12 protein-coding genes and 1 tRNA gene are annotated in these 11,670 nt (G+C 61.4%); 8 read left to right on the top strand and 5 right to left on the bottom strand.

Annotated elements, in window-relative coordinates; translation table 11 throughout:
* Positions 1-274: 274 nt before the first annotated feature.
* The 4 genes from clpS to hemF are packed head-to-tail and all read left to right on the top strand — an operon-like array spanning position 275 to position 3,355.
* Positions 275-601 carry an ATP-dependent Clp protease adapter ClpS gene (gene clpS, locus BHD06_RS21545; RefSeq protein WP_176214455.1) on the top strand — a complete coding sequence of 109 codons (327 nt, stop codon included), beginning with the start codon at positions 275-277 and terminating at the stop codon, positions 599-601.
* A gap of 1 nt (position 602) precedes the next feature.
* Positions 603-1,592 carry a class I SAM-dependent methyltransferase gene (locus BHD06_RS21550; protein WP_080459013.1) on the top strand — a complete coding sequence of 330 codons (990 nt, stop codon included), beginning with the start codon at positions 603-605 and terminating at the stop codon, positions 1,590-1,592.
* A gap of 43 nt (positions 1,593-1,635) precedes the next feature.
* Positions 1,636-2,436: an SDR family NAD(P)-dependent oxidoreductase gene (locus BHD06_RS21555; RefSeq protein ID WP_080459014.1), complete on the top strand. Its 801-nt coding sequence runs from the start codon at positions 1,636-1,638 to the stop codon at positions 2,434-2,436.
* Between the two features lie 28 nt (positions 2,437-2,464).
* Entirely contained in the window at positions 2,465-3,355 is an 891-nt protein-coding gene (gene hemF / locus BHD06_RS21560; protein WP_080459015.1) for an oxygen-dependent coproporphyrinogen oxidase, read from the top strand.
* Here the strand turns inward: hemF and BHD06_RS21565 are convergent, their stop codons facing one another.
* The 3 genes from BHD06_RS21565 to BHD06_RS21575 all read right to left on the bottom strand — a co-directional run bounded on the left by BHD06_RS21565 (position 3,356) and on the right by BHD06_RS21575 (position 5,838).
* Positions 3,356-4,771 (bottom strand): FAD-binding oxidoreductase, encoded by a 1,416-nt coding sequence (locus BHD06_RS21565; RefSeq protein WP_080459016.1) that lies wholly within the window; start codon positions 4,769-4,771, stop codon positions 3,356-3,358.
* Positions 4,772-4,852: 81 nt separating this feature from the next.
* The gene (locus BHD06_RS21570) at positions 4,853-5,326 is read right to left on the bottom strand and encodes a CoA-binding protein (RefSeq protein WP_080459022.1); all 474 of its coding nucleotides are present in this window, start codon (positions 5,324-5,326) and stop codon (positions 4,853-4,855) included.
* 203 nt (positions 5,327-5,529) lie between these two features.
* Positions 5,530-5,838, bottom strand: a complete 309-nt coding sequence (locus BHD06_RS21575) for a hypothetical protein (protein WP_254892560.1) — start codon at positions 5,836-5,838, stop codon at positions 5,530-5,532.
* Between the two features lie 105 nt (positions 5,839-5,943).
* Between BHD06_RS21575 and BHD06_RS21580 the strand changes: the two genes are divergently transcribed.
* Positions 5,944-6,840, top strand: coding sequence for a hypothetical protein (locus BHD06_RS21580; protein ID WP_080459017.1), 897 nt, complete (start codon positions 5,944-5,946; stop codon positions 6,838-6,840).
* Here BHD06_RS21580 and rlmB read toward each other — a convergent pair.
* Positions 6,822-7,598 (bottom strand): 23S rRNA (guanosine(2251)-2'-O)-methyltransferase RlmB, encoded by a 777-nt coding sequence (gene rlmB / locus BHD06_RS21585; RefSeq protein WP_080459018.1) that lies wholly within the window; start codon positions 7,596-7,598, stop codon positions 6,822-6,824. The two genes, BHD06_RS21580 and rlmB, sit on opposite strands and share 19 nt — an antisense overlap.
* A gap of 134 nt (positions 7,599-7,732) precedes the next feature.
* Between rlmB and BHD06_RS23950 the strand changes: the two genes are divergently transcribed.
* Together BHD06_RS23950 and BHD06_RS21590 are read left to right on the top strand one after the other, a co-directional pair.
* A tRNA-Tyr gene (locus BHD06_RS23950) sits at positions 7,733-7,816 on the top strand.
* Positions 7,817-8,250: 434 nt separating this feature from the next.
* Positions 8,251-9,315 (top strand): DUF6473 family protein, encoded by a 1,065-nt coding sequence (locus BHD06_RS21590; RefSeq protein ID WP_139784841.1) that lies wholly within the window; start codon positions 8,251-8,253, stop codon positions 9,313-9,315.
* Positions 9,316-9,377: 62 nt separating this feature from the next.
* Here BHD06_RS21590 and BHD06_RS21595 read toward each other — a convergent pair whose 3' ends face one another.
* Positions 9,378-10,283, bottom strand: a complete 906-nt coding sequence (locus tag BHD06_RS21595; protein WP_080459020.1) for a zinc ribbon domain-containing protein — start codon at positions 10,281-10,283, stop codon at positions 9,378-9,380.
* Between the two features lie 232 nt (positions 10,284-10,515).
* Between BHD06_RS21595 and BHD06_RS21600 the strand changes: the two genes are divergently transcribed.
* The gene (locus BHD06_RS21600; protein WP_080459021.1) at positions 10,516-11,565 is read left to right on the top strand and encodes a hypothetical protein; all 1,050 of its coding nucleotides are present in this window, start codon (positions 10,516-10,518) and stop codon (positions 11,563-11,565) included.
* Positions 11,566-11,670 lie beyond the last annotated feature (105 nt).

The raw sequence follows: 11,670 nt of genomic DNA on the forward strand, positions 1-11,670 counted from the left end.
CATACCTCAAAACAAGCAAGCGCCCGGCCTTCAGCCCAGGGGCGAGCACTCCGGTTGCGCAGCAAGGTCATGCACGCAACAAACCGCACGAGCCCGCACAGAAAATGACCGTGGTGAATTATGGCGGTTAGCACCATGTCGAAAAATTGACCCCGGGAATTCCGCGCTGCCCCTTTTCTCGAGGAGGGTATAGGTTATATAGAGGGGCCGAACGGATGGACCTTTTGCACAACAAGGGTGCGACAGCAAAGCGATGACAGTGCAGTTTCCCCAAATGGCTGGTCCGGGCAAGGACGAGGGTGGCGATGATGACGCCTCCGTCGCGATCAAGACGCGGCCCAAGACGCAGCGCCCGCCGCTCTACAAGGTGCTGCTGCTGAATGACGATTACACCCCGATGGAATTCGTCGTCGCGGTGCTGGAGCGATTTTTTGGCATGTCGCACGCGCAGGCCTTCGAGATCATGCTGACGGTGCACAAAAAGGGCGTCGCGGTCGTCGGCGTGTTCAGTCACGAGATTGCCGAGACCAAGGTCGCGCAGGTGATGGATTTCGCCCGCCGCCATCAGCATCCGCTGCAATGCACCATGGAAAAGGAATAGCGTGAGCACGCCCTCGCGCCTGTCGCTTGCCATCGAATCCGGCACTGTGGCCCTGCCCGAGGCGGGACGTATCGCCGTGATCGCGCCGCGCGCCGGGGCAGACATCACGGCGCTGCCCGCCGAGCGGGTGCACATTATCACCACGATGAAATCGGATTTCGACGCCTTCGCCGCGCGCGGCTACGATTGCGCGGTGGCCCCCGAGGGGCGCTATGCGGCGGCCCTCGTTTGCCTGCCCCGCGCAAAGCGGCTGGCGCGCGCCCTGATCGCGCAGGCGGCAGAGGTGACCGACGGACCGGTGATTGTCGAAGGCGACAAGACCGACGGGGTCGAATCGATCCTCAAGGACTGCCGCAAACGGGTGGAGACCGGCGTGCCGCTCTCCAAGGCGCATGGCAAGATCTTCACCCTGCCTGAGGAGGCCGACTTCGCCGATTGGCGTGGCACCGAGAGCGAAATCGCGGGCGGCTATGTCACCGCACCCGGCGTGTTTTCCGCTGACGGGATCGACCCGGGCTCGGATTGGCTGGCCCGCGCGCTGCCCGAGAAGCTGGGCGCGCATGTGATCGACCTTGGCGCAGGCTGGGGATACCTGGCGGCGCAAGTGCTGGGCCGCGACACCATCACCCGGCTTGATTTGGTGGAGGCCGATCACGCCGCGCTCACCTGTGCGCAGCGCAACGTGCTCGACCCCCGCGCGGCATTCCATTGGGCCGATGCCACTCAGTGGCAGTCCGACAGCCGCGCCGACAGCGTGATCATGAACCCGCCCTTTCACACCGGGCGCAGCGCCGATCCCGATCTGGGCCGCGCCTTCATCGCCTCGGCGGCGCGCGCGCTCAAGCCTGCGGGCACGCTCTGGTTGGTGGCCAACCGCCATCTGCCCTACGAGGCGACGCTGGCGCAACGTTTCAAACATGTTGAAGAGGTCGCGGGCGACACCCGTTTCAAGATCCTTCAGGCGCGTCACCCGTCTCGTCAGACGCGGTAGAATCGCCTAACCTCTCCTAAAGATCAGCTCGAAAGGCGCTTTCATGTCATTCTCCATCGCGGGCAAGACCGCCATCGTGACCGGCGGCGCCAACGGGATCGGTCTCGCCATCGGGCGGCATTTCGCGGACAAGGGGGCGAATGTCATGTTCGCTGATATGGACGAGAAGCAACTCAAGAACGAGTTGGGCAAGGCCGCCGAGGCTGATAACGTGCGCTATTTCGCGGGCGATCTGCGGCAGAAACTGGCGCAGGCCAATCTGCTCTCGGCCACCATCGACGCGTTTGACCAGATCGACATTCTCGTGAATGCCTGTCGTCAGGTGGTACCGTCGGATGCGCTCAACCCCGAGGATGACGCCGTCGAGATGCTGTTGCAGCAGAACCTGATGACCTCGCTACGGATGAGCCAGCAGGTCGCCAAGCGGATGATCAAGCAGGCCGAAGGCCAGACCGAGGGTGTCGCGGGCACCATCGTCAACCTTTCCTCGATCGCCGCGCGCCGCACCCATCCCGATCTCATGGCCTACTCGATCTCCTCGGCGGCGCTCGACCAGATGACGCGCAGCCTTGCCGTGGCGCTCGCCCCGTATCGCATCCGCGTCAACGCGGTAGCATTCGGTTCGGTGATGAGCGCCTCGCTCAAGGACACGCTGCGCGAGCACAGCGATTACCGCGACGACATCGAGTGTCACACCCCGCTTGGCCGGATCGCGTCGGCCATGGAACTGGCAGAAGCGGTGCAATATCTCTCCTGCGACGGCTCCAGCTTCATGACCGGGCAGATCATGACCATGGATGGCGGGCGGACCCTGCTTGATCCCGTCGCAGCCCCGGCGCATTAATGCGACAACGAGTCCAGGGAATGACCCGATGAGTAGCGATTTCACCGAGAAAAAAGCCCGCGCGAGCGCCTGGTTCCGCCATCTGCGCGACGAGATCGTCGCCGCCTTCGAGAGGCTGGAAGAGAGCCACGCCGAAGGGCCGTTCGCAGAAGCCGCGCCGGGCCGCTTCGAGGTGACGGAGACCAGCCGCGCAAGCGACGACGGATCGGACGCCGGCGGCGGGCTGATGAGCGTGATGCGCGGCGGGCGCGTGTTCGAGAAGGTCGGTGTCAACGTCTCGGAGGTTTACGGCACCTTGGGCGAGGCCGCGCAAAAGGCTATGGCCGCGCGCGGCGTGCCGGGGATGGAGGATGATCCGCGCTTCTGGGCCTCGGGCATCAGCCTCGTCGCCCATATGCAGAACCCGCATTGCCCTGCCGTTCACATGAACACCCGGATGTTCTGGACGCCGGGCGCATGGTGGTTCGGCGGCGGCTCGGACCTCAACCCCTGCATCGAGTATGCGCAGGATACCGCGCATTTTCACGATCAGCAAAAGGCGCATCTCGCCCCGCATGGCGACGATCTTTACGCACGCCTCAAGGACTGGGCGGACGAGTATTTCTACATCCCGCACCGCCACCGGGCGCGCGGCGTCGGGGGCATCTTCATGGATGACCGCAACACCGGCGACTGGGAGGCAGATTTCGCCCTGACCCAGGATATCGGGCGGGCCTTCCTGCCCGCATTTGTGCCATTGACCGAACGGCGGCGGGTGCAGCCTTTTACCGAGGCCGACAAGGACACCCAGCTTGTGCATCGCGGCCTCTATGCCGAGTACAACCTCGTCTATGATCGCGGCACCAAGTTCGGGCTGGCCACCGGGCATGACGCCAATGCCGTGCTGATGAGCCTGCCGCCGCTGGCCAAGTGGCACTAGCTACGGGCCGCGCAGGACTGCGCCGGGGTTCATGATGCCCTTGGGATCGAGCGCCGCCTTGATCGCCCGCATCGCCGCCAGCTTCACCGGATCGCCGTAGCGCTCCAGATCCTCGACCTTGAGCCGCCCGATGCCATGCTCGGCACTGACCGAGCCGCCCATTTCGTGCACCAAGTCATGAACCGCGCGCTTGATCGCATCGCGCGCGGCCACATGATCGGCACCGGCACACCCGGGCATCGGAAAGACGTTGTAATGCAGGTTGCCGTCGCCCAGATGCCCGAAACAGTTGATCCGGAACGCGCCGATCCCGGCGATCACCCCGACACCTCGTGCGATGAACTCGGGGATCACCGACATCGGCAGCGATATGTCATGCGAACTTATCGACCCGATCCGCCGGTTCGCCTCAGGGATCTGCTCGCGCACCTCCCAAAACGCATGCCGCTGCGCCTCGGATTGCGCGATCATGCCATCGCTGACCAGCCCGGCCTCGAACGCGTCGGCAAAAAGCGTCTCGAGCGCCGTCGCCGGGTCAAGCCCCCGCGCCAGCCCCACGTCAATGAGCACGAACCACTCTGGTATCACATCGAACGGCTGACGGATGTCCGGCAGCGTTTCGGCCAGAAACTCCAGCCCCTGGCGGTGCATGATCTCGAATGCGCTCACGCCCTCGCCCAGATGATCGCGCGCCAGTGCCAGCAGGTCGAGCGCCGCGCGCGGCCCCTCTACCACCATCAGTGCGGTGCCTTCGCCATGGGGGCGCGGATAGAGCTTGAGCGCGGCGGCGGTGATCACCCCCAGCGTGCCCTCGGACCCCACCAGCAGGTTGCGCAAGTCGTATCCGGTATTATCCTTGCGCAGCCGCTTCAGCCCGTGCCAGATGCGCCCATCGGGCAGCACAGCCTCCAGCCCCAGGCACAGATCGCGTGCATTTCCATAGCGCAGCACGTTGACCCCGCCCGCATTGGTCCCCAAAAGGCCGCCGAGACGCGCCGAGCCCTTGGCCGCGATCGACAACGGAAAGAGCCGGTCCGCCGCCTGGGCCACGTCATGAATATCCTGCAGGATCGCGCCGGCCTCGACGACCATCACGTTTTCCTCTGGCCAGAGCCCGCGCACCGTGCGCATCCGCTCCAGGCTCAGGATCACCGGCACCGGGCCATCAGGCGTGATCTGTCCGCCAACAAGGCCGGTGCCGCCGCCATAGGGCAGCACCGGCACATCCGCCGCCGCACAGGCGCGCACCACATGCGCCACGCCTTCCACGGTGTCGGGTGCCACCACCACGCCTTGCCCCCGCCAGCGCCCGCGCGGCTCCTCGAAGTATCGCGGCTCGGCCTCGCGAAAGGCCGCATCGGACAGTCCCGCACGCAGGCTGTCGATGAAATCGGGTGTGGCGGAATTGAGCGTCATGGTCCCTAGCTATCACAAGCCCGGCCCGAGGCCAGCCCGTTCCCCTTCTTCACTGTTCCAAAAATACTCAAAAAAACCCGGTCACAGCTTTGAGGATATGACCCCGGTATTGAAGCCCCCCATCCGCAACTCGCCGAATAGTCGCTGATACTCGATCTTGGGGCAGTGATCCATCACCACGTCGACCCCGCGCGCCCGCGCGTGCTCGGCGGCCTTGGGGTGCTCCACCCCGATCTGCATCCAGATCGTGCGCAACCCGGGAAACACCTGCAGCGCCTCGTCAACGATGGGCGGCACATGCTCGGAGCGGCGGAAGATGTCGACCATATCGACCCCGCCCTCGATATCGGACAGCGACGCCACCACCTTTTGCCCGAACAACATCTGCCCGGCATGGCCCGGATTGACCGGCACCACCTCGTAGTTCTTCAGACTCAGGTAGCGCGCTACGTAATAGGACGGACGCACCGGATTCATCGACACGCCGACCACCGCCACGCGCCGTGTGCGGGTCAGGATCTCGCGCAGGTGGGAATCGCTGTAGGTCTCGCTCATGGCAATCATTAATCACGAACCGGGCCAAGAAAAAAGCGCCCAAGTCGAAGCTTGGGCGCCAGTCGCGGAACGAGGGACAGTGATAGGAGACGCCGAGGTTCCGTATCGACGTCTCTGGAATAGATGTAGGTCCGATTTTCAGGATAAAAAGGGATTGTAATATAGCTGTGACTACCGGTGATCCGCGCGATGCGCCGTCGATTTCAGTCGAATATGTCCTCGACCACGTCCCAAATTTCCTCAAATATGCGGCGACTGAGTCCTTTGCGCCGCTTGCGCGGGCGAGGCACGCGCGCGGGCGGCAAATCGTCGCTATAGTCCTGCCGGGGTTGCGGCGTCGGGCGTGCCTTGATGCGGTGGCGCTCCAGTTTGGCCTTGGGCATCGCCTTCATGTCATGCAACGGCGCGCCACAGCTGGCACAGGCCAGCTCGTGCCGGTCGCGGTCGAGAACCAGCGCCGCGCGCGTGCCGCAATAATTGCAAGTGGCGATCTTGTGGCCCATGCGCTGCATATTGGTCAATTGACGGGGATTTCCAAGGGCCCGCCCAACGAAACCGTCGCCCGATTTCGCGATACATGGTAGGGTTGTGGCATTTCCGCAAAAGGATTTCACCCGATGACCGACCTGCCAGACCCGCCCCCCACAGCCCCGCGCGATCTGCCGTTTGATATCGACCTGCGCCGCATAAATCTCGGCGTCGGCTACGTGGCCCTCGGCCTGCCGCTCTCGCTCGCCGTGATCTCGGTCCTGACCAACACTTGTTTCAACGCCTCGATCAGCCATTACTGTTACAGCCGCCTCGGCGGTGACATCCTCGTCGGCGCGCTCAGTTTCATCGGCCTCCTGCTGATGTTCTTCTACAGCTTCCGCGCACCGGGGCGCGAAGGCTGCCTTGGCTGGCACTGGTATGACGTGATGCTGCTGAAACTGGCGGGCGCGGCCAGCGTGGTGGTGGCTTTCGTGCCGACCACCGGTTCGGGCTGCACGTATACCGGCGAGGTCGCACGCGTTTTTCTCACTGATGCGGCGGGCTCACAGGGCTTTCACCCGCCGGGCGGCACCGTCACTGGCACCATCAGCTATGATTTCTGGGCCAGCTTCGCGCCCGTCGGGGCCGATGTGCCGCTTTTGCTGCAATTGGCGCATTTCGGCGCGGCGGGGGTGATGTTCCTGATCCTGGGATACTTCTCGGCCTATGTCTTCACCCGGCCCAATTCCACCGCCTCGCTGGTCGCGGGCAACCGCAAGGACCGGCGCAACGCATGGTATCGTGTGCTGGGCAAGCTGATCTTCGCGGTCGTTGCCGTGCTCGGGATCAAGGCGCTGCTTCTGCAGGGCATACTCCCCGACGGCACCGCCCAGAACCTTGCCGCACTCTGGGACAGCCTGCGCCTGACCTTCGTGTTCGAGGCGACCGGCCTTATCGCCTTTGGCCTCGCCTGGATGATCAAGGGTCGCTTTCTGCCGGTGTTCGAGGATGCCGCCGCCCGCGCTCAGCCGCGCGCGGCATAAAGCGCGACCGCCGCCGCGTTCGAGACATTGAGCGAGCCGAAATCGCTGGCGAACCCGATGCGCACCAGCGCATCGACCGTGTCGCGTGTCTTCGGGCGCAGCCCCGGCCCCTCGGCCCCAAGCACAAGTGCGACGGGTCGGTCGCGGCGGCCCTCCAATGCGCTCTCGATGCTGGCCTCGGCCTCACCGGCCAGCCCCAGCACGACATAGCCCATGGCCTGCAACTCGGTGATCGCATCGGCAAGGTTGCGCACCCGCAGATAGGGCTGGCGTTCCAGCGCGCCGCTTGCGGTCTTGGCCAGCGCCCCGGTTTCGGGGGCGGCATGATGGCGCGGCGCGATCACCGCACGCGCGCCGAACACCTCTGCCGAGCGCAGGATCGCCCCCACGTTATGCGGATCGGTCACCCGGTCGAGCAGTACCACGCGCGGCGCTTGCGCGCCGTCGCCCAGACAGACCTCCGACAGCGGCCCCCAGTCGAGAGGCTTGACTTCCAGCGCCGCGCCCTGATGTACGGACCCGGGATCAAGCGGCGCGGTGAACCGGCGCGGATCGGCCATTTCCGGCTCCAGCCCGCTCGTCGCAATCGCCTCGCCCAGCTTGTCGGCGGCATTGCGAGTCACAATCAGCCGCAGCTTCTCGCGGCGCGGATTCTCCAACGCATCGCGCACCGCATGCAGACCGAACAGCCACACGGTTTCCGCCGCAGAGGCTCGCCTCGCCTGTTCCTTCTCGATCACCCAACGGGGTTTTTTCATTGGGTTCATACCCCTCTTTTCAGGCGCGCGACCCTGCACCGGAGCGCCCGCATGTGCAAGCGATTTTCCGGTTGACGCCTGCGCAGGCCGCTAGTAATCAGCCCTCCACGTCTGGTGCGCAGCTCCGGGCAAGTGGGCGACAGGCCGCAAGGTGTGGCAGGGGACTGTAACTCCCTCGCGGAGACGCACGCTAGGTTCGATTCCTAGGTCGCCCACCATTTTGGACTCAAAACTTAAACAGAGTTTAGGCTTTGCTCCCAAAAACCCACAAATGATCGTGTCTGCGATTTGCGATTGTTTTGTAAAGCCTTGCGCGACCGGCCTGAGCCTCGATACATCTTGCAAGCGGGCTCGCTTGGCAATCTGCTGCGCGGTCAGTATGTGCCGAGCCCCGACGATTTCGGGGCTGAAAGGTATCGGAGGAGTGTCGGCGGGCGCTTCGGAAGCTTTGCCTTGGACCGCCAAACCGGGCGAAATGGTAAATGCGCGCCTTTCTGTGTAGCAACCGGAGTGATCGTGGCAACAACAAGCTTTCGCAAGCGCGTTTTCCACGCCTGATCCTGGCTCCGGCTTGCGTCTGGGTTTTGGTAGAGCTAGCGGCAAATTTTGCTTTGTATTGGCAGAGGTTCGATGATAGTGAACTGGAGAGCATTTGACAGTACTTGTCAAAATTGAATTCGAGAATTCAAAATTCGTTACGGTGGCATTGGTGAAAAGAATGAACGATTCGCAGCCGAAAAGGTCAGAAGCCCAAGGTGCTGAAAACGTTCGTTTTGTCGAGATGATCACGAGCGAGCAACGCGACTTGGAAAAGGCGCTGGCACGTGATCCCCATAACGCCGAGATTCGAGAGGCGCTTGCTGCGCATGCTTTAGAGATTCCAGATTTCTACTATCGTCGCGATTACCAGATCGTCGATTATGCACCTGTGAAGTACAATGCCCTGCCAAAACAAGCCTTCCGTCATCCCGGTCCGTGGGTTGAGGGGCGTCCCTATGCCGTTGTCGCGGGAGCAGCCAGTGTCTACGGTGCTACCGTAGAGCGGCCATTCTCGTATATGTTGGCGGAGGCTCTCGATATAAACGTGGTCAACTTGGGCATGGGCGGTGCCAGTCCCCACGACTATGTCAATCTTGGCCAAGGCTTCGTCGATCTTGCAAACCGTGCCGAGTTCGTCGTTTTTGATGTGATGTCGCTCCGTTCGGTCGCGCCGCCGCCATACCGACACTTCCGTGGCAATCAGGTCATTGCGCCTGAGGGCGGGCGGCCTGTCCACATGATGCCCATCTATCTAGATCTGCTCGAACGCGATCCAGATGCGTTGCGCGAGCTACTCAGTAGAGCCCGTGTTGTCTATCGCGACGTGTACAGAGAACTCTGTGAGATGATCAAGGTCCCAAAGATCCTCACCTACATGTCCAGTCGCCCGATAGACGCGATTCCGGCGCCTGAGAGCAACCTGTCGGAAGGTTTTCGGATATATCCGCAATTTGTGGATCACGCGCTGATCGAGGAGGTCGCGACAGGTTTCGATGCGTTCGTTGACGCGCATGTCAAGTCAAGTGCGAGCCTTGCCGTTGATCGTTTCAGCGGCGAACAGGTCTTGTGGTGGACGGGCAAGCCGAGGCAGTCTTACTACGCGCTGCAAGCCATTCACGACAACGTCATAGCTCAAATGGAGGCGACGGGTGTCCTTGCAAAATTACGCAGTCACTAACACGACACAACTATGACATGCCGGACTCGAGCAACCAATCCGCTCACAATCCTGCCCGCAGATCAGACGCGAAGATTATCAAGTTTAGCTCCGGGTAAGGTGGAGTATTGGATGAATGTCTGAAGTGAAAGCACTCTACAGCCTCTAACTCCCTCGCGGAGACGCACGCTAGATTCGATTCCTAGGTTGCCCACCATCCCGCACTTTAGGGATGAAAAATCCGCTAACACCTTGAAAGGAAAGGTGATTTCAGCGGTTCGATAACCCTCATTTCGGCTATACCTCAGTGGCTCAGCAAAGGCCAGTTTGAGTACCGTTCTCTTGAGGGCGAAGTTGCCATTTTTATAAATATTCCAAGGACTTGCCAGAAATGCCATGGCCGGTTCGATAAATTCGCTCAGGCGTGCCTCGCTCGGCACCGCCGACTCGGCCCGTTGTGCCAGTCTGATCTTGTCGTGTTCCAGCTCTTCGATACGCTTTTCATACGCCCCGATGACGGACGGGCTGGTCGAGTTCATGATGCGGTCGAGCAGATTATCGATCTGCTTGCTGGTGTCATTGAGTTGGGCTTCTATAGCTTTGCGGGCCCCCAGGGCATCAGCGCGGCGCATCTCCCAGATATCGGTGAAGATTGCCTTCGCGAGCTTGAAGACCTGCGCAGCGGGTTGCAGACCACGCAGGAGAGCTTCTGCCCCTTCCTCGATATCGGCGCGGCGGATCGACTTGCGCTTGGAGCAGCAACTCGGCGTGTCGCACAGATAGTAAGGATAGAGCTGATTGCGGCCCTTCGACCAGCAAGAGGTCATCGGCTCCCCGCAATCATCGCAAAGCACGAAGCCGCGCAGCGGGAAGTCCTGATTGATGTCCTTGCGGGCTGAACCCAGCTTGCAGCGACCATTGTCTGTGACGTTTCCATCCGCAGTAAAGTGCCAACATTCCGCTGGCCCTTGGCAACGCTTTCCAGGCAATCTTTGCCGCCAAAGGCTCGGTCACTCCTCTGAGACTGCCTGCTATTCTTCGATGCAGCGCTGCCTGCTGTCTAGCTAAGTACGACGACCTTACCTGTGGACAGCGACGGAAACACTGCCTTTAGGACGTGATTTAGTGTCGATACCCTGCTAGCTTGTTGAAAAATGATGAGGAATCCGAGCATTGAGCCGTGAAATAGCAAGCTAGGGCAGTCTGTTTACTCCCGACTTCTTGACCGAAACCATTCAAGGCGTTTCGGAGTGGAACGCGCTTGGTGATGCTGATCTCGATCAGCTCGCAGTCTCACTTCGATCAATCTTCGATCGCTTTCCGATTTCCCAGACACCCAACGAAAGCCAGACCGAAGATGATTTGATCTGGCCGATCCTCGAAGCGCTTGGTTGGTCGGAATCCCTTCGCCAACAAAACCTTTCACCGCGCGGCCGTGAAGACGTGCCCGATGGCTTGCTCTTTGACAGCGCCGAGACCAAGGCCAACCCAAATACCGGCACCGCACCGATCTTCCGTTCGAAGCGAGACGCTGACCTCACGACAGTCATCTATGGCAATGCCGTGCCTTTGGTCGATCGGTCTAATTGCACGGAGGTGAAGGCATGGCCGGTGAAGTACGCGACCATGTTCCACATGACGAACGACTCTGGCTTGTTCCGCACCCGCAAAGAGCTCGAAGAGCAGGAGTCAGCCTATCCCTTGGGCGGTAACACTTTCGGAAGCGCGTCGGGCAACTGGCTGCCTCTATATGTCGGGCGGATGGTCCATCAATTCGATCACCGAGCGGCATCAGTTGAGGTCAACGAAGCAAACTTGCACAACGCGGCGCTGAGCGGCGCGGTATCGGAAGAGCAGAAGGCCGATCCTGACTTCGTGCCGACCCCCCAATATCGGGTGCCGGAAAGCGAGGTCGATCTGCCTTCTGGCATTGAATGGACGATCGCGTTTCGGGACATCGCTAGGGCAACCGATGCGCGGACGATGATCGCAGCAGTTATCCCGAAAGCGGGCGTCGGGAATACAGCTCCCTTGATCCTGTGGAATGATGAAGATCAGCGCGCCGATCACAAAGCTCTTCTCCTGGGAAACCTTGGCGCAATCTCATTGGATTACGTGACCAGGCAGAAAGCTCAAAGCACTCATCTGAACTGGTACATCGTCGAACAGCTTCCAGTGATTTTGCCTGATAAATTCGAAAGCGTGCGTTTCGGAGCGAAAAGCGCTGCCGAGGTTGTTCGGCAGGCTGTTGTAGCGCGACAATCTGGGTGAGAAGAGCGCGTCAATCAGGATGAGAATCCTTGGTCGCGACGTTTGTGACGATGGCGGTCTTTTCAGCCGCGATCAAGTGGTTTGTGTTTTTGATTGTCGCGGCGC

Origin of the sequence: Roseovarius sp. A-2 (genome assembly GCF_002072155.1) — a bacterium.
Lineage (GTDB): Bacteria > Pseudomonadota > Alphaproteobacteria > Rhodobacterales > Rhodobacteraceae > Roseovarius.

Bases quoted from the DNA above. Each gene is read 5' to 3' on its own strand.
- BHD06_RS21565 (WP_080459016.1), bottom strand. From the start codon at position 4,771: ATGACGCTCAATTCCGCCACACCCGATTTCATCGACAGCCTGCGTGCG.
- rlmB (WP_080459018.1), bottom strand. From the start codon at position 7,598: ATGAAAAAACCCCGTTGGGTGATCGAGAAGGAACAGGCGAGGCGAGCC.
- clpS (WP_176214455.1), top strand. From the start codon at position 275: ATGGCTGGTCCGGGCAAGGACGAGGGTGGCGATGATGACGCCTCCGTC.
- BHD06_RS21555 (WP_080459014.1), top strand. From the start codon at position 1,636: ATGTCATTCTCCATCGCGGGCAAGACCGCCATCGTGACCGGCGGCGCC.
- BHD06_RS21575 (WP_254892560.1), bottom strand. From the start codon at position 5,838: ATGCAGCGCATGGGCCACAAGATCGCCACTTGCAATTATTGCGGCACG.
- BHD06_RS21580 (WP_080459017.1), top strand. From the start codon at position 5,944: ATGACCGACCTGCCAGACCCGCCCCCCACAGCCCCGCGCGATCTGCCG.
- hemF (WP_080459015.1), top strand. From the start codon at position 2,465: ATGAGTAGCGATTTCACCGAGAAAAAAGCCCGCGCGAGCGCCTGGTTC.
- BHD06_RS21570 (WP_080459022.1), bottom strand. From the start codon at position 5,326: ATGAGCGAGACCTACAGCGATTCCCACCTGCGCGAGATCCTGACCCGC.